Origin of the sequence: Marinobacter subterrani (assembly GCF_001045555.1) — a bacterium.
GTDB lineage: Bacteria > Pseudomonadota > Gammaproteobacteria > Pseudomonadales > Oleiphilaceae > Marinobacter > Marinobacter subterrani.
Window position 1 is genome coordinate 377,203 of record NZ_LFBU01000002.1, and the last position, 23,306, is coordinate 400,508.

The window sequence follows — 23,306 nt, forward strand, 5'->3', positions numbered from 1 at the left end:
ACCAAAAATGCATCCGAGGGGGAGTGTAATGAGACGAACAGCAGCGGCCGGTCTGATCGTTACCCTTGGGCTTCTGGCTTCTGCCGCCCAGGGTCAGGGTAGCGACTCACAGCTGACGACGGCGGTCACCGAGCGCAGCGAGCTTCAGGAGACCGTCCGGCTGGATGGCGTGATTGAAGCCGTTCAGCAGAGCACCGTCTCAGCCCAGACCAGCGGCACAGTTCAGAAACTGCCGTTTGACGTCGACGACTCGGTGGCGGCCGGTGATCTGATTGTTCAGCTTGAAGACAGCGAACAGCAGGCGCGATTGAACCAGGCCCAGGCCGGGCTCGAAGAGGCGGAGGCCGCTTTGGCCGACGCGAGCCAGCGTTTTGCCCGAATTGAGGAAGTCCACCAGCGCGGACTGGTATCCCGCCAGGAGTTTGACCAGGCCCGGAATAACCTGGCGGCAGCCCGGGCCAGGGTTGAACGGTCCCGGGCCGCCGTTGCCGAGGCAAAGGAGCAACTGAGCTACACCCGGGTTCTTGCGCCGTATGGCGGTATTCTGACCGAACGGCACGTAGAGCTGGGCGAAGCAGTGAGCCCGGGGCAGCCCCTGCTCAGTGGTTTGTCGCTGGAGCAGCTCCGGGTCGTGGTTGATCTGCCCCAGCAGTACGCGGATCTGGCGCGCAACAAACGCCAGGCCCGGGTCACCCTTGCAGACGGCCGGGTGCTGGAAACCGGTGACATGACGTTTTACCCCTACGCAGACCCCGAGACACACACGTTCCGGTTGCGGATGCGCCTGAATGAACCGAACGGTTCGCTTTTTCCGGGCATGCTGGTGAAAGTGAGCGTACCGGTTGCCAGCCGGGAGGCCCTCTGGGTTCCGGCCAGCAGTCTGATCCACCGCAGCGAACTCCGGGCGGTGTATGTCCTGGGCAGTGACCAGCGCCCCCGGTTGCGCCAGGTGCGTATTGGCGTTCGCGATGGCGAACGGCTGGAAATTCTGGCGGGGCTCAGCGAGGGCGAACGGGTAGTGACCAATCCGTCGGCGCTGGTGGGCAGTGACCGCCTGACTCTGCCCGGGGCCGCCGAGCCAGGTGGGGAGGAAAACCGGTGAGCGAGCAACTGCCGGGCGTCGGGCCTTCCGGCGCCATTGCCCGGGTTTTCCAGGACAACAAACTTACGCCGCTGCTGGCGGTGCTTGCGGTGGTGCTCGGTGTCCTGGCGGTGATCATCACACCCAAGGAGGAGGAGCCGCAGATCGACGTCACCATGGCGGACATCATGGTGGGCTTTCCGGGCGCCAGCGCCCGGGAGGTGGAAAGTGCCATCGCCATTCCGGCGGAGCAGGTGATGAGCGAGATCAAGGGTATTGAGCATGTCTACTCGGTATCCCGGCAGGGCCAGGCGTTGATCACCGTACAGTTCGAGGTGGGTGTGCCCAGGCAGGATGCCTTGGTGCGCCTGTACAACAAGGTCTATTCCAATCAGGACTGGCTGCCCGCGAACCTTGGTGTCACCCAGCCGTTGATCAAGCCCAGGGGCATCGAAGACGTGCCGGTGATGACCCTGACCCTGTACGACCCGGCCAACGGCCATACCGCTGAGGAGCTCACCCGTCTGGCCCACATGCTGGAGGTGGCCCTGAAACGGGTGCCGGGTACCCGGGATGTCTACACCGTGGGCGGGATTCCCGATCGTGTCGATGTGGTGTTTGATCCGGCCCTGCTGGCCGGTTTCCAACTGACGGTCAGTGACATCCAGAACGCCCTTCAGGCCGCCAATGCCAGCAGCCAGGAATCCCGGATAACCCGCAACAACCTGTCGATACCGGTGCAGGTGGGTACCTTGCTGGAGACCGTGGAGGATGTGCGCAACCTGGTGGTGGGCATGCACAAGGGGGCCGCCGTGTACCTGGAGGATGTGGCCCGGGTTCGCCGGGGCGGCACGGTTCCGGACCAGAGCGTGATGACCGGCTTTGGCCCGGGCGAGCAGACCGGTGCCGCCGGCAAGCCCGGCGAGGTTTACCCGGCGGTCACCCTGGCGATCGCCAAGAAACCGGGCGAGAACGCCATCGAAATCACCACGGCCATCAAGAAACGGCTGGAACTGTTGCGCAACCGGGCACTGCCGGCGGGCGTGGAAGTTCTGGTGACCCGGGATTACGGTGAGACGGCCTCCCAGAAGGCCCGGAAGCTGATTTCAGACCTGATCTCCGCCACCCTCGCGGTCATGATTCTGGTGTTGGCTGCCATGGGCTGGCGCCAGGCTCTGATCGTCGGTGTCGCGGTGCTGATCACCCTGTTGCTGACGCTGGTGTTCTCCTGGGCCTGGGGCTTTACCCTGAACCGGGTCTCCCTGTTTGCCCTGATTTTTTCCATTGGCATCCTGGTGGATGACGGCATCGTTATTACCGAGAACATCAACCGCCGTATCCAGAACTCCCGCCGCGCGGTGAAAGAGATCATTCCGGTGGCGGTAGACGAAGTGGGCACCCCCACCATCATGGCCAGCCTGACTATCATGGCGGCGCTGATTCCCATGGCCTTTGTCAGTGGCTTGATGGGCCCCTACATGAGCCCGATCCCGATCAATGCCTCCGCCGGAATGGTGATTTCCCAGATTGTCGCCTTTGTGGTGGCACCCTGGCTGGCCCTTCGGCTGTTGCGGCACAAGAAGGGACAGGCGGCCGAAGAGGCGGCGGAAGCCTCGAATTCCGCCGATGGCGTCAGCGCCATCTCGCTCCGCGTCTTCCGGACCCTGTTGTCGCCATTTCTTGGAGATCATGCCTGGCGGCGTCGGTTGCTGGCGCTGGGGGTGGTATTGCTGACGGTTGCGGCGGCTTCGTTGCCGGTGTTCCAGGCGGTGATCCTGAAAATGCTGCCGTTCGACAACAAATCCGAACTGCAGATCGTGGTGGACATGCCAGAGCGCACGCCCATGGCGCAGACCCATCGGGCGCTGCTGGAAATGGGGCATTACCTGGAGACTGTCGATGAGGTGGCCAACTGGCAGACCTACGCAGGCACGTCCTCGCCCATCAACTTCAACGGCCTGGTGCGGCAGTATTACCTGCGCAGCGAACCCTATCAGGGCGATATCCAGGTAAACCTGGTCGGCGAGGAGAGCCGGGCGCGGCAGTCCCACGCCATCGCTCAGGCTCTGAGAGGCCCGCTGACCGACATCGGCGACCGGTACAGCGCCGAGGTGAAGGTGGTTGAAGTGCCTCCGGGGCCGCCGGTTCTGGCGCCGGTGGTGGCGGAAATCTACGCCGTGGATAACGAACGCCGTGCCGAGCTGGCCACCCGGGTGGCCGAGGGTATGAGCAAGGTGGACGGGCTGGTACAGATCGATACTTCCCTGGAGGCGCCCACCCGGCAGTGGGAGGTCGTCGTGGACCGGTCCCGTGCGGCCCGGCTCGGGATTTCCCAGGCCCAGGTGGTGCTGGCCCTGCAGACGGTCCTGGGTGGCCGGGGCGTCAGCTTCCTGCACGATGAACATGCCAAATACCCGGTGCCGATCCGGATCATTCTTGCCGAGGGCGATAAGGCCCAGCCTTCGGCCCTGCTGTCTGTAAAGGTGCGCAGCCGAAGCGGGCAGCTGGTGTCGCTGGCCAGCATTGCCGACATCCGGGATGCGGACTGGATGGGTGCCATCTACCACAAGGACCTGCTGCCGGTGACCTACGTAACAGCTGCCATGGCGGGCGAGATCGATTCACCCCTTTACGGGATGTTCGACATGGTCGATCGTCTGGAACAGGATCCCGGCGCGCCAGAGCAGTATTTCATCAGCCAGCCGGTGTTGCCTGAAAACGGCGCCCTCAAATGGGATGGTGAGTGGCAGATTACCTACAAAACCTTCCGGGACATGGGTATTGCCTACAGTGTGGGGATATTCCTGATCTTCGTGCTGCTGGTGGCCCAGTTCCGTTCCTACCTTCTGCCACTGGTGATCATGGCGCCGATTCCACTGACCCTGATCGGCATCATGCCCGGCCATGCCCTGCTGGGAAGGGAGTTCACCGCCACCAGCATGATCGGGATGATTGCCCTGGCCGGGATCATTGTTCGTAATTCGATCCTGCTGGTGGTGTTTATCCGGCAACTGATTGATGAGGGCGTGGATCTGGGCGAGGCGGTCGTTCTGGCCGGTGCCGTCCGGATCAAGCCCATTGCCCTGACGGCAATCTCGGCCATGGTGGGTGCTTACTTTATCCTGAACGATCCGATATTCAATGGTCTGGCGATTTCGCTGATTTTCGGGCTGGCCATGTCCACGGTATTCACGATTATTGTGGTGCCACTGCTGTACTACACACTCGCGCGCTGCAAATGGGTGTGACGGCGGGCGGTATCAGCCAGGGCAGTGTGCCGGTGCTGTACCGGCAACAAGAATCCGGTTCCGGCCGTCATCCTTGGCCTGGTAAAGGCTCTGGTCAGCCCGGCTGATCAGGCTGCGCAGGTCATGGCCGTCGGTGCCGAACTGGGCGATGCCGCCGCTGACGGTCAGCAGGATCGGCTGGTCCTGGTACAGAGCCGGCGAAGCTTCGATGGCCAGTCGCAGTTTATCCGCCACCTGAAGCGCCTTGTCCGCCGCGGTATCGGTGAGCAGAACGACAAACTCTTCGCCGCCCAGGCGGGTCGGAAGATCCGTTGCTCTGAGGGTCTGCCGCAGGATCTTCGACACCTGCTTCAGTGCCAGATCCCCGGCTTCATGACCAAATCGGTCGTTGACCTGCTTGAAGTGATCCAGGTCCAGCAAAAGAACCGACATGGGGGTTCCGTGGCGGAGACAGCGTGCCCGTTCCTGTTCGAAAACGGCGTTCAGGCGCACCCGGTTGGCCAGCCCGGTAAGGCTGTCGGTCTGGGCGATTTTCAGCAGCCGCGTTTCGCTCTGCTCCCGGGTAATCTCGTAGATATGCGAAAAGGCCAGAACGGTCAGTGACATAACACTGATGTTGGCGATGGGCAGGGGCTGCATCATCTCGGCGGAATGTCGGTATTTGAAATAGAAAATCAGTGCCGCACAGGCCATGTAAAAGGCCGAGATGATCAGCCCGAGCCGGCGGCCCATCAGCAGGTGGGCAAGAATGGGAATCGACAGTACCCAGGCGAACACGGACGCGGTTGCATGGGGCGACACCAGGGAGAACATCATGGTCGTGAAAAACGGCAGGGTATAGGCAAGAATCCAGCGTTCGAGGTGTTGTGTGTTCCTGACGGCCCGGTAAACAGCCATGGCATACATGGCCATGACCAGTTCGGCAAAGGCCAGGGGGTAGTTCTGTTTGTTGATATTCAGCGTGAAAAACAGCAAGCCGCCGACAAACGTCAGGCCCAGCAGCGCTTTGAGCACGGCTTTGCGATAGGGGCGGGCCAGATGCTTCTGTGACTCCGGGTAATCTTCCATGTACCTGGTCTGTTGTGCTGGCAAACGTTATCTTTACATGTACACAGAAGGTGCACATGCCGTTGTGGTGAGCTATTAGAGCAGACTTCGGGAGCAGCCGTCCCCGGTCTTCGACTAATGTCTACCGGGCCGGCCAGTAACGCTGCATCTCTACGAACAGGAAGGACGCACTCCAGGTGATCAGCACAAACCCGGTAAGGCCTTCAATACCGGTCAGATAGCGGAGGTCACCTATGGGCTGTATATCACCGTAGCCAAGCGTGGTGAAGGTGGTGAAGGAGAAGTAAACGGCGTCCAGAAAGCTGCCGCTGAAATTCCCCGAGAGCTCACCCCAGCCAGGCGCGTGGTGCATGAAGAAATAGGCAATGGCGAAGGTCCAGACCTCAATGGTGTGCGCCAGGAGTATGCCGAAAACCGCGACAATCAGGCGGAATCGGTGGCGGAAGCGCATTTTGGCCAGCATGCCACCAAGGCGCATCAGGGCCTCGTGGTGAATAAGCACCACCAACACGACAAGCAGCGCGTTCAGTATGAAAACGTTGAGCAGGCTGACATGCGCTTGCACAGACAAGTGTCATTGACTCCATCGCTGCCGGTTGGCCCCGGTTGGGTGCGAAACTTTGCCGCTCCAGATTCCGGAACGCGAACCCTGAATTTACTGGTGATTGTATAGTAGATTAGCACCGATAAGCGGATGCTCCCCATTTAACCTGGCTGGCCGAGAACTGATGTCCAAACGACTTTTTCCCCTGTTGATCCTGGCGTTGGGTATCGCCGGTTTCCTGTTTCTGAAAATGACCCGCCCGGAACCGGCAGAAGTCACCGCTACGGAGCGGAGCTGGCGGGTTAATGTCCAGCCCCTGCAGCCGGGCAGCCATGTGCCGGTGTTGCCGCTGTATGGCGAGATCGTGGCCCCGGAGCAGGTGACGATCACCGCGACCCTGGCGGGCCGGATCGGGCAGCGGCCGGTTGCCGAAGGCCAGCGGGTTCAGGCCGGCGATTTGCTGGTTGCACTTGATGACGCCGACATCCGGCCCGTACTGGCTGAGGCCGAGGCGCGGGTGGCCGACCTGCAGGCCCAGATCCGGTCCGAACAGGTACGTTACCGCAACGATCAGGCGGCGGTTGAGAGTGAACAGTCGATTGAAGCCAACGCCCGGCGTCAGTTGGAGCGTACCCGGGCACTGGTGAAACGCAACCTGGCGTCACAGGAGGACCTGGAGGCAGCGACTGATGCGCTGGCCCGGGCGGAACTCACCCTTAGCAACAGGCAGCGGGCCATTGATGACCACCCGGCCCGACTGCAAAGTATCGAGGCCAGGCTGGCCCAGGCGCAAGCCAGCCTGGACGCTACCCGGCGGGACGCCGAGCGGGCTACCGTGCGGGCACCCTTCGATGGCGTGGTAACCGGGATTCAGGTAGCGCCGGGAGACCAGGTGTCCCGCAACGAGCCCCTGCTGTCGCTCTACCCGGCCAATGGCCTGGAACTCCGGGCCCGAGTGCCGGAGATGTACCGTGAAGAGCTGCTGAATGCACTCGGCGAGGGTAAATCCCTGTCCGCCTTCAGCGAGGGGCGGCAACACGCGTTCGAACTGGAGCGTTTTGCGGGCACGGCGGACCCGGCCGGCACCGAGGCGATCCTGGCGCTGCAGGGCTCACCGCAGGCCCTGAGGCCGGGCGGATTGCTGCCGGTGATGCTGGAGCGGCCAGCGCGGGCGCAGACCGTCTCGATTCCGTTCAGTGCGCTCTATGGCGCAAACGCTGTGTACCTGATGAACGAGGACAGCCGCATGCAGCGTGTCGAGGTGGAACGTATTGGCGAAGCCCGCGGCAGTAACGGCGAGCGCCGCCTTCTGGTGTCCGGTAAGGCCCTGGTTCCCGGCGCACGCCTGATCACCACGCACCTGCCGAACGCGGTTACCGGCCTCAGAGTGGATGTGGCCGATGCCGGAGCGTCGGAGCAATGAGGCGCAGAAAAGGCGTGATCGGGTTTTTCGTACATCACCGGGTGGCCGCCAACCTGGTGATGCTGGTGATGCTGCTGGGCGGTGTGCTGGCCCTGACCCGGATGAATATCCAGTTCTTCCCCACCTTTGCGCTGGATATTGTCAGCGTTCGCGTGGTGTGGAGTGGCGCCTCCGCCGAGGATGTCGAGCAGGGCATCACCAACCCCCTGGAGCAGCGCCTGCGCAGTGTCGATGGCCTGAAAAAGATGACGTCCACCTCGGCCCAGGGCGTGTCCTCCATTACCCTGGAATTCGAGGAGGGCACCGATCCGATTCTGGCGCTGGACGACGTTCGACAGCAGGTGGACGAATTCACCAACTTTCCGGCCGAAGCAGAGGAACCCCAGGTAACCCGGGTGGAAAGGTACGAGCCGGTGGCCCGGTTACTGGTATCCGGGGATGTGGCCCGTGGCGAATTGCGCCAACTGGCGTACCGGTTTGAGGATGAGTTGCTGCAGCGGGGCATCGACCGGGTCTCCATTCGTGGCCTGCCTGAGCAGCAGATCAGTATTAATGTACCGGTTGAACGGCTTCAAACCCTGGGCCTGTCACTGGGGCAGATTGCCGAGCGGGTTGCCGCCATATCCCGGGACCTGCCGGCCGGAATGATGGCGCAACAGGACGCCACCCGGGAGCTGCGGGCGGTGGAGCAGCGCCGGAGCCCCCAGGAGTTCGAGAATATCCCGGTGCTCAGCGGCGAGCGTATCCAGCTGAAGCTGGGCGATATCGCCATCATCCGGCAGGAAGCCCGGGAGAACCAGATAACTCTGGAGAAGGACGGCAAGCCCGCTGTTGAGCTGCAGCTCCAGCGGTCGGAAAACGGAAATTCACTGGTGGCTGCGAAGGTGCTGGAAACCTGGCTGGCGGATACCCGGCCGGTGTTGCCGCCGACCATCGAGCTGGAGGTTTACGACGAAACCTGGCAGCTACTGGACGATCGTATTTCCCTGCTGGTGAATAACGGCCTGGGCGGTCTGGTGCTGGTGGTTTGCCTGCTTTACCTGTTCCTGCCGGGCCGTGTGGCTCTGTGGGTGGCCGTGGGTATTCCAACGGCGTTCCTCGCCGCCATGGCGGTGCTCTGGCTGATCGGCGGGTCGATCAACATGATTTCCCTGTTTGCCCTGATCATGGCGCTGGGGGTGATTGTCGACGATGCCATTGTGGTGGGTGAGGACGCCGATGCCCATGCCCGCATGGGGGAGGAATCCATCTACGCCTCCGAGGGCGCGGCCAAACGGATGCTGTGGCCGGTGCTGGCATCGTCGCTGACCACGGTTGCGGCCTTCATGCCCCTGCTGGTGGTCGGTGGCGTGATTGGCAACATTCTCGGCGACATTCCCCTGGTGATGATCTGTGTGCTGGCGGCCTCCCTGCTGGAGTGCTTCATCGTTCTGCCGGCTCACCTGCGCCACGCGTTTGTGATCCGTGGCCGGCAAAAGACCGGGCAGGATGCGCCCGCCCCGAAACAACCCGGGCCGCTGGGCCGCTTCCGGCGCGGATTTGAACGGGGGTTTGACCGGTTCCGGGAAGGGCGGTTTCGCCGGTTTTCCCGCTACAGCCTGGAGCATCGCGGCGCCACGGTAGCGGCAGCCGCGGCCCTGGCGATTGTGACCATCGGCCTGTTGGCCGGCGGGCGACTCGGCTTCAACTTTTTCCCGACCCCGGAACCCTCGGTGCTCTACGCCAATGCCAGTTTCGTGGCGGGCACCGATCGCGGTACGGTGGAGAATTTCCTCGCGCAGATGCAAGCAACGCTCAATGAGACCGAGCAGGCCCTGGGCGGCGATCTGATCCTGCACGCGGTGACCACTCAGGGCGCGACCCTGGGGGCTGAAGGCAGCTCCCGTAGCGGTGACGAACTGGGGTCGATGATGATCGAGCTGGTGCCTTCGGACCGCCGTTCAGTCCGAAATCCGGAATTCATCAACGAGTGGCGCAGCCGTCTGAAGATTCCCGCAGGGCTGGACAACCTGTCCATTTCCGAGCGCCAGGCCGGGCCGCCGGGCCGGGATGTCAATGTGCGCCTGACCGGTGAGAATGCCGAAAACCTGAAGCAGGCGGCGGAGGAGCTGAGCCAGGCCCTCGCCACCCTGCCGGGGGTACTGGATGTGGAAGACGACATGCCCTGGGGCAGGGAGCAACTGATTTACCAGGTCAGCCCCTACGGCGAGGCCCTGGGCCTGACCACCACGGATCTTGGCAGGCAGCTGCGGGCTGCGTTCGATGGCCGCATTGCCCAGATATACCAGGACGGCCGGGACGAGGTGGAGGTTCGCGTGCAGCTGCCCCGGGACCAGCGGGAACGGCTGTCGACCCTGTCCCGGATGACCGTGCGGGTTCCGGACGGGCGCTTCGTGCCACTGAGCCAGGTGATGAACCTCGACCACCGCCAGGGCTTCCAGGCCCTGCGCCATGCCGGGGGCAAACTGGCCGTTGAGGTGACCTCCGGCCTGAATACCCGGGTCAGCACCACCGACCAGATTCTGGCCAGCCTGCAGGCCGAAGCGCTGCCGGACATCGCCAATCGCCACAACGTACGCTACAGCTTTGAGGGCCGGGCGGCCGACCAGCGGGAAACCATGGCGGACATGAAAACCGGCCTGATCATCGGGCTCGGGCTGATGTACGTGGTGCTGGCGTGGGTGTTTGCCTCCTGGAGCCTGCCGCTGATTGTCATGGCCATTATCCCGTTTGCCCTGGTGGGTGCCTTGCTGGGGCACTGGCTGATGGGGCTGCAACTGACCATTCTGTCCCTGTTCGGGCTGTTTGGCCTGTCCGGCATTGTGGTCAATAACGCCATTATCCTCGTAGCTTTCTATAACCAGCAGCGGCAAAAGGGCCTGGCCATTAATGACGCGCTCAACGAAGCCGTCGTGCAACGGGTACGGGCGGTACTGCTGACCTCACTGACAACCATCGGTGGCCTTCTGCCCCTGCTGTTCGAAACGTCCCTGCAGGCGCAGTTCCTGATTCCCATGGCCACCTCCATTGCCTTCGGGCTGGGGCTGTCGACGCTGCTGGTGCTGGTGGTGATCCCGGCACTGCTGTCCTGGCTGGAACAGTTCCGGGAATGGCGTGCCTGCCGGCGGGGAACCGTTGTCGAGCCCCTGGGGGCCCCTGAATAACCAGAGTGGAGAATGATGGCAGAGCCCTTGCTCGCGGCCCGAGGCCTGAACAAACAATTCCGCAGCGGCAATCAGCCGGTGTCGGTGCTGAGCGATCTTGCCCTGCAACTGGGCCGCGGCGAATCACTGGCGCTGACCGGCCGTTCCGGATCGGGCAAGAGTACCCTGCTCAACATCCTGTGTGGTCTGGAGCAGCCTGACTCCGGCAGGATCCGGGTACTGGACGAGATTTTTGACAGCGGAAAGCCGGCAGGCAGCAGCCAGGTGGAGGCCCGCTGGGCACAGCTTCGGCGGCAACAGGTTGGCGTGGTCTTCCAGGAAGCGAACCTGATGCCGGCTTTGTCGCTGTTGGACAATGTCCGTCTGCGGGCCCGGCTCGCCGGGCGGAGTGAGGACCCGTGCCGGGACTGGCTGGAACGCCTGGGTATCGGCGAGCTTGCCGGCCGCTATCCGGACCAGGTGTCCGGCGGCCAGCGCCAGCGGGCGGCCCTTGCCATGGTGTTTGCCATGAACCCGGCCCTGATCCTGGCGGACGAGCCCACCGGCAGCCTGGACCGCCACACCGCCGAAGCCGTGACCCGGCAACTGTTCGAGCTTCAGGCCCGCCATTGCTGCGCGCTGATTCTCGCCACTCACGATGCCGAACTGGCCACCCGATGCACGCACCACCTGGATCTCGGGCACCAGCCCGAAGCCTGAGCGCGCCATGACCCTGTTGGCCGCCCTGTTCAGCCACTACCGCCGCCACCCCCTGCAACTGCTGGCGCTGGCCACCATGATTGTGCTGGCGACCATGCTCTGGACCGGCGTTTACCACCTCACCAGTCAGGCCCGGGCCAGCCTGGATCAGAGTGAGTCTGCGGTGGCCGAGCGCCAGCAGGTGGTCCGCGCCGATGGTGAGCCAGTGTCGGTGCAGGACTTTGTCACGCTCAGGCGGGCAGGCCTCTGCGTCATGCCCTGGCTGGAAGTGACATCGCCGGGGCGCGGACGCGTCGTGGGTATCGATCCCCTGGCGGCAGCCTGTTTCGGGTCGGCGCATCCGGACCGTGAGCCGTGGCGTGGTGAACTCGATGGCGCGCCGTTTGTGGATATCCGCAAGGCGGCGGAGCTGGCAGAGGATCAGAACGCACAGCAGCGCACCCTGTCGCTGCTGATCTCCGGCGCAGGTGCCGATGTGTCGCTGCCACCGGGTTACCGGCTCGCCGCTTTCACTCTGGGGCCGGATACCGGCGAGCTGGGCGAGAGCTTCCTGCTGAATCTGGACGCGCTGGGCATTCTCGTTCTGCTGATCACGGCCTTGCTGCTGCGCAGCGTCTACCTGCTGGGGCTGGCCCAGCGCCGTGACAGTTTTGCCCTGCTGCACCGCTTTGGTGTGCCGCAGAGCCGGATCCACCGGCTTCTGATCCTTGAGATCATGGTGCTGGCGCTGGTGTGCATTGTCCCGGGCGTCTGGTTCGGCCGCTGGCTGGCGACGGGCCTGGGCAGCGGCTTCGGGCGTGCCCTGGACGGGTTGTTTGATGTGCCGCTGTATGCCGGGCAGGACGGTGGCTGGCTGGTGCCGGTGGCCACCATGCTGGCGGTCGTTTTTGTTGCCTGCCTGGCGGATGTTCTCCGGCCATGGGCCCAACGCTTGTCCGGGGCGGGGCGTGGGCAGGGGGTGTCGCTGGTTGTGTTGCTGCTCGCGGGTATTGCCCTGTCGATCGGCGCATCCACGCTGGTGTGGCTGTTCGTCGCCGTGTCCCTGGTCTTCGTGGCGGCCGGTATCCTTGCGCCCCGTACCATCGCCAGGCTGGCAGACTGGCGTGCCGGGCACGCGGCCGATCCACTCGCCCGCTGGCGCTACCGGGAAGTCTCGGTACTGGCCCGGCGGCTGGCCTTGCCCCTGGTGGCCCTGCAGTTTGCCATGGCCATGGTGCTGGCGGTCCAGGCCCTGGTCACTACCTTCGAAAGCACCTTCGACCGGTGGCTGGCCCAACGGCTGGCGGCAGACTATTACATTGAAGTTCCTGAAGGTGCGGCAGCCGGTCCGGCCCTGGACTGGCTGGCCGGGCAGCCGGAGCTGGCGGCATCCGGGCTCTGGCATCGGGTGGTCCGGGGCCGGGCGACAATGGTTACCCCTGCCGGCGAGCCGGGCCCGGCGGTGGATGTCTTCGCGCTGGGCCCGATCGGCCCTCTGGTGACCGGCTGGCAACTGTTTGAATCGGTGAATGCGCCCTGGCAGAAGCTGGCAGAGGAACAGGGCCTGATGGTGAACGAGCAACTGGCCCGCCGGCAGGGGGTGGCGGTTGGCGATACGCTCTCGTTGCGGCTGGGCAGTGAGGTTGCCCGTTTCCCGGTACTGGCGGTCTACCCGGATTATGGCCGGCCCGCCGGCGAGATCCTGATTCCTGCGTCGGTGCTGCCGCCGGATTTCCGGGCCAGCTTTCAGAGCCTGTCGGTGTCACCGGGGGCATTGTCGATAGCGACCGTCAGTCGCAAGCTGGAGCAGATCTGGCGCGTGGAGCAGGTGAGCGTCCGGGACAACCGGGCGGTCGAGGCCCTGGCCTCCGCCATCTTTGATCAGACCTTCCTGCTGACCCGGGCCATGACGATGCTGACCCTGATACTGGCCGCCATTGCCCTGTTGATGATGGGCTGGGTGTTTTTCTCCACCCGGGCCTGGTATTTCCGGTTGCTGGTGGTCTGGGGGTTGCCGCGCCGGCAGGCGGCGATGCAGCTCACCCGGCTGTCGCTGTCCCTGACCAGCGCCATTGCCCTGCTGGCGTTGCCCCTGGGTGTCTGGCTGACCTGGGTTCTGGTGCACCGGATCAACCCCCTGGCCTTCGGCTGGTCCCTGCCGATGGCGGTCTATCCCCGGTTCTGGCTGGAGCTTGGCGTGCTCAGCCTGGTGGTCGGGCTCAGCATTGCCCTGCTGATGCGCCGGCAGCTGAACAGCCCGGCCGCGGCGCCGGAAAGTGCCAGTGCGCTGTCCGGAGGTGAGCGATGAAGTGGTTGTTCTGGCTCGTGCTGGTGCCGGTTCTGGCGGGCTGTTCGGAGCAAACGGAACAGGCCGGCTTTGCTGGCCTGGCCGGGATTGCGGATTCGCAGGCAGAGGTGCCCTTTTTACAGCCTGGCCCCGATGACCGGCTGAACTTTCCTGAGGACTTTGGCCCCCACCCCCAGCACCGGATTGAATGGTGGTACCTGACCGCCAATCTGGAAACCACCGAAGGCGCCCCTCTGGGCCTGCAGTGGACCCAGTTCCGGCAGGCAATCAAACCCAGGCCGGCAGATGCGCCACCGCCTGAGGCCGGCGACTGGCCCCTGGAAGCCGCCTGGATGGCCCATGCCGCCGTGAGCTTTGACGGCCAGCACTATTTTGCTGAAAAGCTGGCCCGAGGCGATGTCGGCCATGCCGGCGCCAGGGCCGAGCCCCTGGCGGTCTGGCTCGACGACTGGCAACTTACTGAGTCGCCGGGAGGCGGGGTGTGGCGGTTGCAGGTATCGGCAGACAACTGGTCCTACGATCTGCGGCTGAGCATCAACGGTGATCCGGTGGCGCACGGGGACCAGGGATTCAGCGCCAAATCCGCCAGCGGTGCCGGCTCCATGTACTTCAGCCTGGTGGACATACAGATTGAGGGCACGGTTACCCTCGGTGGCAGGATTCTGGAGGTCTCCGGCCAAGGCTGGTTTGACCGGGAGTGGAGCAGCCAGTTTCTCAAGACCGGCCAGCAGGGCTGGGACTGGTTCGCCCTGCACCTGGCGTCGGGTGACAAGCTGATGGCGTTCCAGCTAAGGGAAGATGAAGGCACTTTCCGGTCCGGGACCTGGATTCCGGCGCAGGGCCAACCGGTGGCCCTTGCGCCCGGCCAGCTCCGGATGACGCCGGTTTCCGGGCAGGGTGATTACCCGCGCCAGTGGCGGTTGGCGGTGCCGGATTACGGCGTCAGCCTAAGGGTGACGGCCCCGGCCGGTGACTATCGCAACACCGGGCTTTACCCATACTGGGAGAGCCCGGTTTCTGTCTCCGGCAGTCATTCCGGTGTGGGCTATATGGAGCTGACCGGCTACGGCAATTAACGGGGCGCAAGCTCTGGTGGTTCCAGCTGGTTGAACAGCACCTGGATGCCTTCGTGCCATTGCTGGCGGAGCTCATGGAAGTAAATGCTGTTTTCCTCAACCCGCTCGGTAAAGCAGGGTTTGAGGGCATCCCGCTGGTAGATCGCGACATCGATGGGCATGCCCACTGAAAGGTTGCTCTTCATGGTGGAATCGAAGGAGATCAGGGCGCACTGGTAGGCTCGGTTCAGGGGTGTCCGGTAGTTGATCACCCGGTCTAGAATCGGCTTGCCGTACTTGGATTCCCCGACCTGGAAGAACGGGGTTTCTTCCGTGGCCTCGATGAAATTGCCTTCCGGGTAGATATTGAACAGCCTGGGTTCCTCGCCGCGAATCTGGCCGCCGAGGATCAGGGAACAGCTGAAATCCACATGGCCCAGCTTGCCGTCCGGATTGTCCCGGCGGATCACTTCGCGCATGGTCTGGCCGACAATTTCCGCCGTCTCGAACATGGAGCCTGTGCTCAGAACATTGTGCACGTCGGTGCCGGCCCGGCGCTCCAGGAGGCTGATCACGCTCTGGCTGGTGGCCAGGTTGCCGGCGGACAGCAGCACCAGTTCGCGCTCGCCCGGTTTTTCAAACACGTGCATCTTGCGAAAGGTGGAAATCTGGTCAAAGCCGGCGTTGGTCCGGGAGTCGGATGCGAACACCAGCCCGTCGGCCAGCCGCATCGCTACGCAATAGGTCATGAAGCCCTCCTGAAAGGCCTGTTCTCTGCGCGTAGTCTAATCAACTCCCTCGCCAAGTGTGAGCGCTTTATTGTTCCAATTGCCGGCTTTTTGTTACTGGCTGGCTGCCGGGTTGGTGACCCAGGCCCGGGTTTCCATGTGTTCCATGCCACCACCGGCGCGGACACCGCGAACCGGCGCGGCATCGCGGTAATCCAGACCGACCGCCAGCTTGATGTGGCTTTCGGCCACGTTCAGGGTGTTCACCACATCGAAGGTCTGCCAGTTCCGGCCAATCCAGGCTTCGGCCCAGGCGTGGGTGGCCACGTGGGCGTCGTTCGAGGAGTGTATGTAACCACTCACATAACGGGCGGGCACGCCGATGTTCCGGCAGCAGGCCAGGAACATGTGGGTGTGGTCCTGGCACACGCCCGCCTTCTGTTTGAATGCCTCGCTGGCGGTGTGGGTCACGGTGGTGGAGCCGGGCATGAACGCCACGTGCGCGCGCAGGTGCTTCATCAGCCGGATCAGGCCCTGCTTGTTGGGGGGATACTGGGCGGCCAGGGTTTTCAGGGCTTCGTCCGCTTCAGTGAGCGGGGTCTGGCGCAGGAAGACCTCCGGCGGGAAGGGCGAATCGTCCCGGGTCAGCGGTTTGCCGGTCAGGTCGACAATGCCCTCGGCGGTCAGCAGGATCTCGTTGACGGCCTTATCGAGGGTCATCACCGTGACCAGGTTGCCGAAGCCGTCCACCATCTGGCTGGTTTCTCCCGGGGTTTCCAGGTGCCAGTCGTGGATGCGTTGCTGGGGCGTATTGCGGGGTGTCAGCCGGATATACTGGATGCTGTCACTCACCGGTGCTTCGTAGGTGTAACGCGTTTCGTGCCGGATATGAAGTCTCATCCCTGCCACCCCATGTAGTCTCGCTGGATCTGAGCGGAGATCCCCTGAATCCTGTCCAGAAAATCCACCAGGTATTCGTGCAGGCCCCGTTCGGCAATATAGCCCCGGTCGCCATAGCGGATATTGGCGTACAGGCTGGAGGCCAGTCGCCGCGATCCGCGGGCATCGCCGTTCTCCACCTGCTCAAGCAGGCTGGCGATTTCCTGCAGGCAGCCATGGAGTGAGCGGGGCACATCCGGTTCCAGGATCAGCAGCTCGGCAACGCTCATGGCGTCAAGGTTGTGGCCATAGGTGTTCTGGTAAGCCTCGAAGGCCGCGAGGGAATGCAGTACTGCCGTCCACTCGAAAAATGCCTGGGTGGTGTGGTCTTCCATGGCTTTCATCGCCATCACATGGCGGATATCGAGCACCCGGGCGGTGGTATCAGCCCGTTCGATGAAGGTGCCCAGCCGCAGGAAGTGGAAGGAATCGTTGCGCAGCAGGGTGCCGTAGGCGGCGCCCCGGAACATGTGCGAGCGTTCCCGAACCCAGTCGAACACCGTGCTGGCGTTGGACTCGGTTACCCCTCGGCGCTGCAGTTCCTTCATCTCGAGCCAGGCCTGGTTGATGCTCTCCCAGACGTCCGATGACAGGTTGCCCCGCACGTGCAGGGCGTTGTCCCGGGCGCTGCGTATGGTGTTGAACACACTGGCGGGGTGCCGGCTGTCGAGCAGCAGGAAGTCGATCAGGTTCTGGGGCGTAATTTCTTCATGGTAATCGAAGAAGATTTCCCGGGTTCCGGAGACCAGCAGGGGTACGGACAACTGTTCCGTGCGGTCTTCCGGCACATCAATCAGGGCCATGGTCAGGCTGACATCGAGAAGTCGGGCCTGGCTTTCCGCCCGCTCCAGGTAACGGGCCATCCAGAACAGGCTTGCGGCGGCGCGGCTCAGCATGGGTCGTCCTCCAGTACCCAGGTGTCTTTGGTGCCACCACCCTGGGATGAATTAACCACCAGCGACCCTTCCTTCAGGGCCACCCGTGTGAGCCCGCCCGGCACCATCTGGATCTTCTTGCCGGACAGCACGAAGGGGCGCAGATCCAGGTGCCGGGGCGCCACGCCTTCATTGACAAAGGTCGGGCAGGTGGAGAGGCTCAGCGTCGGCTGGGCGATGTAGTCCTGGGGCCGGGCCTTGAGCAGGCTGCGGAAGGTGGCCAGTTCCTTCTTGCTCGCCTTCGGCCCGATCAGCATGCCGTAACCGCCGGCACCCTGGGCTTCCTTGACCACCAGTTCCGGCAGGTGATCCAGCACATACTGGAGGTCGGTCGGCTTTCGGCATTGCCAGGTCGGAACATTTTTCAGGATGGGTTCCTCATCCAGGTAAAACCGGATCATGTCGGGCACATAGGGGTAGATGGACTTGTCATCGGCCACCCCGGTGCCCATGGCGTTGGTCAGTACCACGTTGCCGGTGCGGTAGGCCGCGTAGAGCCCTGCCACACCGAGCATGGAATCCGGGTTGCCGGCCAGCGGGTCCAGGAAGTCATCATCGACCCGCCGGTAGATCACATCCACCTGTTGCGGGCCGACGGTGGTTTTCATGTAAACCCTGTTGTGGGCGACGAACAGGTCGGCCCCCTCCACCAGCTCCACCCCCATTTGCCGTGCCAGAAAGGCGTGTTCAAAGTAGGCGCTGTTGAACCGGCCGGGTGTCAGCACAACCACTGTAGGGTCGGGTTTGAGGGAGGCCGCCCGCAGCGTTTCGCCCAACAGGTTCGGGTAGTGCTCCACCGGTGCCACGGAAGAATGGGCAAACAGCTCCGGGAACAGCCGCATCATCATCCGGCGGTTCTCCAGCATGTAGGACACGCCGCTGGGGCAACGCAGGTTGTCCTCAAGCACGTAGAAATCGCCGTCGTTATGACGGATCAGGTCGATGCCGGCGATGTGGCAATACAGGTTCCGGGGCAGCTTCAGGTTCTGCATGCCTGGCTGGTACTGGGGGTTGGCAAACACCTGCTCGGCACTGATCACGCCGGCCTTGACGATCTCGTAGTCGTGATAGATGTCGTGCAGGAAGCGGTTCAGGGCCTGGACCCTTTGCCGGAGACCGGTTTGCAGTATGTGCCAGTCGGTGGCGGAGATGACGCGTGGAATCAGGTCAAACGGAATCAGCCGGTCCGCCCCCTGGTCCTCACCATACACGTTGAAGGTGATGCCAAGACGCTGGAACAGCACATCCGCCTCGCGGCGTTTCTCGGCGATCAGGTCCTCATCGGAGTTGACCAGCCAGTGTTCCAGCATCCGGCAATGGCTCCGTACCCGGTTGTCTTCGTCAAAGAGTTCGTCGTACAGGCCTTCGGCCGGCGTCTGGATCAGCATGGCTCGGTCTATCTCCCTGAATCGCGCCGTTGGTTACGGCGCCGAATAAGATAACCGGCTGCAAAAGACGGGCCACCACGCCTGTTTACTCGACGGCGTTGGCGCCGATGCGGTGGATGCTCAGATCCGCACCGTTGAACTCTTCCTCTTCGGTCAACCGCAGGCCGGAGATTGCGTTTATTACACTATAGACCACCAGGCCGCCGACGAAGGCAACGAGGATTCCTGCCACGGAACCGATCAGCTGTGACATCAGGCTCACGCCCCCCAGGCCACCCAGGGCCTGCTGGCCGAAGATGCCGCAGGCGATGGCCCCCCAGGCACCGCACACACCGTGCAGGGGCCAGACACCCAGCACATCGTCCAGACGCTCGATTTTCGCCTGGGCCCACTCAAACAGGTACACGAAGATGGCGCCGGCCACCGCTCCGGTAACCAGTGCACCGACCGGGTGCATCAGGTCGGAACCGGCACAGACGGCGACCAGTCCGGCCAGGGGACCGTTGTGAATAAAGCCCGGGTCTTTGCGGCCCAGAAACATGGACACCAGAATGCCGCCAACCATGGCCATCAGGCTGTTCACGGCCACCAGGCCGCTGATGCCATCCAGGGTCTGGGCAGACATGACATTGAAGCCGAACCAGCCCACGGTGAGAATCCAGGCGCCCAACGCCAGGAACGGAATGTTGGAGGGGGCAAAGGCGACCACCCTGCCGTTACGGTACCGGCCCTTGCGGGCGCCCAGTACCAGGACAGCGGCCAGGGCAATCCAGCCACCAACCGCATGCACCACAACGGAGCCGGCGAAGTCGTGGAAGGATGCACCAAACCGGGTCTGCAGCCAGCTCTGAAAACCATAATTGCCGTTCCAGATCAGGCCCTCGAAGAACGGATACACAAAGGCCACGATCAGGCTTGAGGCAATCAGCATGGGGTAGAACTTCGCCCGCTCGGCAATGCCGCCGGAGACGATGGCAGGAATGGCGGCGGCAAAGGTCATCAGGAAGAAAAACTTCACCAGTTCGTAGCCGTTGGCGGCGGTGAGCTCAGCGGCGCCGGTCATGAAATGACTGCCGTACGCGACGTAATAGCCGATAAAGAAGTAGGCTACGGTGGAGACGCCAAAGTCAGTCATGATCTTGACCAGGGCGTTCACCTGGTTCTTGTGGCGCACGGTGCCAACTTCCAGGAAGGCAAAGCCGGCGTGCATGGCCAGCACCATGATGGCACCGATAAGAATGAACAGCGTGTTGGCGCTTTCGGTCAGGGTTTGTACTGCACTCGTGATTTCCACGGGTTTTCGCTCCTGATGGTGTGTGTCTGGCCTCTGTCGGGCCTTTTTGACGTGTGTTGTTGTGCATTGATCAGGTGCAGCCTTAGCAAGAGCTGTTCCAAAACGATGCATTGCAAGAGCGGAAAGGGGGTTGCGGCAACCGTGAGCGTGGTTGGCAGGTGCCAAACAGGATTTTTTGCACTAAAGGTGTGCGTTTTTCAGGGTGACGCACCAATCTGGCGTGTTTTTACCAGCTGATTTCGCCAGGCGTTGCGCTGTGGGATTCGATCCCGAGGGGCGACTTCTGGTTCTCGGATTCCGATTGAATGAGCTCCCTGAGGCGAACTTCCTGTTCCTGCAACGGGCCGGAGAGATCGATGATGATTTCCACTCTGCGGTTCTGCGCACGGTTTTCCGCAGAGGTGTTCGGCACCCTGGGTTCGGTATCGGCCAGCCCGGTGACGGACAGACGGCTGGGCTCGACCTGGTCCCGGGCCACGAGCACATTGGCAACAGCGGCAGCGCGTGCGGCAGAGAGATCCCAGTTACTGTAGAAGCGATCGGTGCGGATGGGGAGGTTGTCGGTATGCCCCTCGATGGTCAGTTTGCCGGGAATGCCTGAGAGCACCTTCGCCATATCCAGCAACAGGCCTTCAAATTCCCAGGTCAGCTGCGCCGAGCCGGACGGAAACGAGCCTTTTTCTTCCACCCGAATCACAATGCGCCGCTGATCCTGGCTGACATTGATACGCCCGTCGGCAATAGCAGGCTCCAGGACCTTCAGGATCTCATCCATGGTTTCCTGCATCTGTTCCTCCATGGCGGCTTCGACGGCCATGTCGGTTGGACTCTTCAGGGTCTGGAGCTGAGGGGCTTCCTCGGTGGTGGTCTGTTTGACTTCGTTGACCACCGTTGGCTCGGGTGGCGCCGGCGAAAACTTGTCGAAGATGGGGCTGGTGCCCTCCGGTATTTCAAGTACCGGCACTTCCCGCTGAACACCGAAGGCCTGGGAGAGTTCGCCGGCGATCTGCTTGAATTTCTGGGCGTCGATCTCCGAAAACGACAGCAGCAACACGAAGAAGCACATCAACAGGGACATCAGGTCGGCAAAAGTGACGACCCAGGCGGGAATCCCCGGTTTTTCCTCCTCCGGTAACTCGTCCATGGCTAGGTAACCTCAGCCTCTGCGAGTTTTTCACGCTCCTTGCGCGGCAGGTAGCTGGAGAGCATCTGTTCAATAATCCGCGGGTTGGTGCCTTCCTGGATGGCAACGAGGGCGTCGATGTACAGCGACTGCATACGCGCCTCTTCGGTCATTCGCAGCGACAGCTTGTCGGCAATGGGCGTGGCGATCATGGTGGCGATCATGGCCCCATAGAGCGTGGTCAGCAGGGCGACCGCCATGGCCGGACCAATGGATTTCGGGTCTTCCATGTTCGAGAGCATCTGCACCAGGCCGACCAGTGTGCCGATCATACCCATGGCGGGGGCAACGTCGGCCATGGCGGTAAATACCTTGGCGCCGGACCGGTTGTGGTCGAGCGTCATCAGGCGCTCCTTGCCAAGAAGCTGCTTGATGGTATTGCCATTCTGGCCATCCACCAGCATCTGGATACCCTGGGCCAGAAAGGGGCTGCCGACTTCCCGGCCCTCCAGGCCAAGAACCCCTTCCTTACGGGCAACGTTGGCGATGTCCACCAGTTCTTCAATACTGGCCTGGGTTTCCGGCAATTTGAACTTGAAAGCCCTTGCCGCGGCTTTGAAGGCGCCAAAAAACTGGGCAAAGCTGAACTTGGCAAGCACCACCAGCAGGGTACCGCCAACCACGATCAACAGCGAGGGAGCGTTGATAAAAACCGAAGGTGAGGTGCCGAGAATCACGGCAGAGGCGATAATAAGTATCGCGCCAGCAAGGCCGACCAGTGTGGCAAAATCCACGGTAACTCCAGAGTTGTTTGAAAGGTCCTGCAAGAAGGGCTGAGAGATTACCCCCGGTACAGATTTTAATCAATTCGTCCCGGGCACACTTTCCATATCTTCCTGGTGCTCTTTCCAGGCGGCGTAGCGGTGCAGATCCGATTCAACCAGTTTCAGGCACAGGGCCACCACGCCGGCATCGTCAATGAAGCCGAAACCAAGAATCAGGTCCGGTATGACGTCCAGCGGGTTCATCACATACACCAGCGCCCCTGCGATTGCGGCGATGGTTTTCCAGGGTACGCTCCGGTAGTTGCCGTACCAGTAGTCCCGGATCATGGAAAACATCAGCTTGATGTCGGCGCTGAAACGCGCCAGCTTGCCGCTGCCTTTCACTTTTTCTTCAATGGCGCGCTGCCGGTCCAGCAACGCCTCCAGGTCTGCCCGGTGAACCTTGCTGGCCTCGGCATCCAGCTGTTTGCGGGCGTTTTTCTGGCTGAAAAGAGCCATTGGGAGGGTTCCTTGCTTGATACCTGTATGCCTATGATCGCGCAGCCTTGCCTGCAATGCCAATGGCGCGGTGCCTATCGGTGCTTGTACTGGGTCGGGCAGTAGCCCCTACTCACGCCCTCTGGTCGCAATTGGCAGTGGAAGAGTGATTACGAGCGGACGGTCGAATGGATCGTCTTTTCAAAAAAAGGGCGCCCAAAGGCGCCCCGGTCAAAACAGTGGACTGCTGAGAATCAGGCTTGTTTGCGGCGACGTGCGAGCAGAAGTCCGGTGAGGCCAAGGGCCAGCAGGGCCAAGGTGCCCGGCTCTGGAACGGTCGCGAACGCGTGGTTATCGGTTTCGAAAGCATACCCGTTGCTGGTCAGCTTAACCTCGTCGAACAGCTGGCTGCCGAAGAAGAAGTTGAAGTAGCGGTTGCTGGAGTAAGAGGCCTGGTCTCCATTTGCAGTGCCCGGGATGAAGGTGGCGATTTGAGTGCCGGTGAAGCTGGCGACTTCGTTGCCTTGGAACAGGAAAGCCAGGGTGTTGTAGCTATCAATTGAGCCCCAGTAGAGGCCAAAGTAGTTAGCATTGGTGCCTAGCGTCAGAAAGGCTGTTCCGGACTGATCAGGGTTGGGTACGGACAGATAGGCGCTATCGATGCCCGGTGGTTGAGCGCTCTGACCACTGGAGCTGGTGAAAATGGTGAAGTCGCCTGTGCAGCTGGCATAGGTGGCGCAACTGCCGCTGTTAAAGGTTTCAATGTTGGCCCCGGAAACGCTGGTGGTCGTAACACCGCCAGCTTCGGCAGTGATCAGAAGTGCGTGAGCGCTGCCAGCGAATAACAAGACCATAGCGGTAGCGATGAACTTGGATGCAAAATTAAACTTCATGGTTGTTACCTCAGTGTTACTACTTTTTCGGTGTCTGAGGTCCAACAGCAGTTGTGGTGCCAGTCTTGAAAAATACTATCATTTTCAATGAGGAAAAGGGTTTTTTGTCAATGAGCGAACGAATTGAGTGTAAACAGAATCGACAGATTCTTCTGCAGGCACCTTAAAATCGTAA

General features: G+C 62.2%; 18 protein-coding genes. 7 read left to right on the plus strand and 11 right to left on the minus strand.

The genetic code is table 11. The features are described from left to right. Positions 1-28: 28 nt before the first annotated feature. The gene (locus msub_RS17605) at positions 29-1,102 is read left to right on the plus strand and encodes an efflux RND transporter periplasmic adaptor subunit (protein WP_048497448.1); all 1,074 of its coding nucleotides are present in this window, start codon (positions 29-31) and stop codon (positions 1,100-1,102) included. After that, positions 1,099-4,329, plus strand: coding sequence for an efflux RND transporter permease subunit (locus tag msub_RS17610; protein ID WP_048497449.1), 3,231 nt, complete (start codon positions 1,099-1,101; stop codon positions 4,327-4,329). Before msub_RS17605 ends, msub_RS17610 begins: the two co-directional genes overlap by 4 nt. A 12-nt stretch (positions 4,330-4,341) precedes the next feature. Here msub_RS17610 and msub_RS17615 read toward each other — a convergent pair whose 3' ends face one another. Together msub_RS17615 and msub_RS17620 are read right to left on the minus strand one after the other, a co-directional pair. Further along, complete coding sequence (locus msub_RS17615; RefSeq protein WP_048497450.1) at positions 4,342-5,397, minus strand: GGDEF domain-containing protein; 1,056 nt, start codon at positions 5,395-5,397, stop codon at positions 4,342-4,344. Between the two features lie 121 nt (positions 5,398-5,518). Next, entirely contained in the window at positions 5,519-5,944 is a 426-nt protein-coding gene (locus tag msub_RS17620) for a potassium channel family protein (RefSeq protein WP_048498007.1), read from the minus strand. A gap of 181 nt (positions 5,945-6,125) precedes the next feature. Between msub_RS17620 and msub_RS17625 the strand changes: the two genes are divergently transcribed. The 5 genes from msub_RS17625 to msub_RS17645 are packed head-to-tail and all read left to right on the plus strand — an operon-like array spanning position 6,126 to position 14,590. Next, positions 6,126-7,364 (plus strand): efflux RND transporter periplasmic adaptor subunit, encoded by a 1,239-nt coding sequence (locus msub_RS17625; protein ID WP_048497451.1) that lies wholly within the window; start codon positions 6,126-6,128, stop codon positions 7,362-7,364. Next, positions 7,361-10,528: an efflux RND transporter permease subunit gene (locus msub_RS17630; protein ID WP_048497452.1), complete on the plus strand. Its 3,168-nt coding sequence runs from the start codon at positions 7,361-7,363 to the stop codon at positions 10,526-10,528. Before msub_RS17625 ends, msub_RS17630 begins: the two co-directional genes overlap by 4 nt. A 15-nt stretch (positions 10,529-10,543) precedes the next feature. After that, entirely contained in the window at positions 10,544-11,227 is a 684-nt protein-coding gene (locus msub_RS17635) for an ABC transporter ATP-binding protein (protein ID WP_048498008.1), read from the plus strand. A 7-nt stretch (positions 11,228-11,234) separates the two neighbouring features. Further along, on the plus strand, positions 11,235-13,514 hold the full coding sequence (locus msub_RS17640) for an FtsX-like permease family protein (RefSeq protein ID WP_048497453.1): 2,280 nt from the start codon (positions 11,235-11,237) through the stop codon (positions 13,512-13,514). Beyond that, complete coding sequence (locus msub_RS17645) at positions 13,511-14,590, plus strand: lipocalin-like domain-containing protein (protein WP_048497454.1); 1,080 nt, start codon at positions 13,511-13,513, stop codon at positions 14,588-14,590. Before msub_RS17640 ends, msub_RS17645 begins: the two co-directional genes overlap by 4 nt. Here msub_RS17645 and msub_RS17650 read toward each other — a convergent pair. The 9 genes from msub_RS17650 to msub_RS17690 all read right to left on the minus strand — a co-directional run bounded on the left by msub_RS17650 (position 14,587) and on the right by msub_RS17690 (position 23,131). Next, entirely contained in the window at positions 14,587-15,318 is a 732-nt protein-coding gene (locus tag msub_RS17650; RefSeq protein ID WP_048497455.1) for a proteasome-type protease, read from the minus strand. The genes msub_RS17645 and msub_RS17650 overlap by 4 nt on opposite strands. A 93-nt stretch (positions 15,319-15,411) precedes the next feature. After that, positions 15,412-16,197: a transglutaminase family protein gene (locus msub_RS17655; RefSeq protein WP_048497456.1), complete on the minus strand. Its 786-nt coding sequence runs from the start codon at positions 16,195-16,197 to the stop codon at positions 15,412-15,414. Beyond that, complete coding sequence (locus msub_RS17660) at positions 16,194-17,132, minus strand: alpha-E domain-containing protein (protein WP_048497457.1); 939 nt, start codon at positions 17,130-17,132, stop codon at positions 16,194-16,196. Before msub_RS17660 ends, msub_RS17655 begins: the two co-directional genes overlap by 4 nt. Next, positions 17,126-18,559 (minus strand): circularly permuted type 2 ATP-grasp protein, encoded by a 1,434-nt coding sequence (locus tag msub_RS17665; protein ID WP_048497458.1) that lies wholly within the window; start codon positions 18,557-18,559, stop codon positions 17,126-17,128. The genes msub_RS17660 and msub_RS17665 overlap by 7 nt, the downstream gene beginning before the upstream one ends. An 85-nt stretch (positions 18,560-18,644) precedes the next feature. Beyond that, on the minus strand, positions 18,645-19,853 hold the full coding sequence (locus msub_RS17670; protein ID WP_048497459.1) for an ammonium transporter: 1,209 nt from the start codon (positions 19,851-19,853) through the stop codon (positions 18,645-18,647). Positions 19,854-20,079: 226 nt separating this feature from the next. Further along, the gene (locus tag msub_RS17675; protein WP_048497460.1) at positions 20,080-20,997 is read right to left on the minus strand and encodes a flagellar motor protein MotB; all 918 of its coding nucleotides are present in this window, start codon (positions 20,995-20,997) and stop codon (positions 20,080-20,082) included. 2 nt (positions 20,998-20,999) lie between these two features. Continuing rightward, positions 21,000-21,770: a MotA/TolQ/ExbB proton channel family protein gene (locus msub_RS17680; RefSeq protein WP_048497461.1), complete on the minus strand. Its 771-nt coding sequence runs from the start codon at positions 21,768-21,770 to the stop codon at positions 21,000-21,002. A gap of 69 nt (positions 21,771-21,839) precedes the next feature. Further along, positions 21,840-22,259 (minus strand): YkvA family protein, encoded by a 420-nt coding sequence (locus tag msub_RS17685; protein WP_048497462.1) that lies wholly within the window; start codon positions 22,257-22,259, stop codon positions 21,840-21,842. A gap of 233 nt (positions 22,260-22,492) precedes the next feature. Next, positions 22,493-23,131, minus strand: coding sequence for an Npun_F0296 family exosortase-dependent surface protein (locus msub_RS17690; protein ID WP_048497463.1), 639 nt, complete (start codon positions 23,129-23,131; stop codon positions 22,493-22,495). Between the last annotated feature and the right edge of the window lie 175 nt (positions 23,132-23,306).

Coding starts and splice junctions, on each gene's coding strand:
- msub_RS17685 (WP_048497462.1), bottom strand. CDS start 22,259: ATGGCTCTTTTCAGCCAGAAAAACGCCCGCAAACAGCTGGATGCCGAG.
- msub_RS17690 (WP_048497463.1), bottom strand. CDS start 23,131: ATGAAGTTTAATTTTGCATCCAAGTTCATCGCTACCGCTATGGTCTTG.
- msub_RS17640 (WP_048497453.1), top strand. CDS start 11,235: ATGACCCTGTTGGCCGCCCTGTTCAGCCACTACCGCCGCCACCCCCTG.
- msub_RS17605 (WP_048497448.1), top strand. CDS start 29: ATGAGACGAACAGCAGCGGCCGGTCTGATCGTTACCCTTGGGCTTCTG.
- msub_RS17625 (WP_048497451.1), top strand. CDS start 6,126: ATGTCCAAACGACTTTTTCCCCTGTTGATCCTGGCGTTGGGTATCGCC.
- msub_RS17615 (WP_048497450.1), bottom strand. CDS start 5,397: ATGGAAGATTACCCGGAGTCACAGAAGCATCTGGCCCGCCCCTATCGC.
- msub_RS17630 (WP_048497452.1), top strand. CDS start 7,361: ATGAGGCGCAGAAAAGGCGTGATCGGGTTTTTCGTACATCACCGGGTG.
- msub_RS17650 (WP_048497455.1), bottom strand. CDS start 15,318: ATGACCTATTGCGTAGCGATGCGGCTGGCCGACGGGCTGGTGTTCGCA.
- msub_RS17665 (WP_048497458.1), bottom strand. CDS start 18,559: ATGCTGATCCAGACGCCGGCCGAAGGCCTGTACGACGAACTCTTTGAC.
- msub_RS17655 (WP_048497456.1), bottom strand. CDS start 16,197: ATGAGACTTCATATCCGGCACGAAACGCGTTACACCTACGAAGCACCG.
- msub_RS17660 (WP_048497457.1), bottom strand. CDS start 17,132: ATGCTGAGCCGCGCCGCCGCAAGCCTGTTCTGGATGGCCCGTTACCTG.
- msub_RS17675 (WP_048497460.1), bottom strand. CDS start 20,997: ATGGACGAGTTACCGGAGGAGGAAAAACCGGGGATTCCCGCCTGGGTC.
- msub_RS17635 (WP_048498008.1), top strand. CDS start 10,544: ATGGCAGAGCCCTTGCTCGCGGCCCGAGGCCTGAACAAACAATTCCGC.
- msub_RS17645 (WP_048497454.1), top strand. CDS start 13,511: ATGAAGTGGTTGTTCTGGCTCGTGCTGGTGCCGGTTCTGGCGGGCTGT.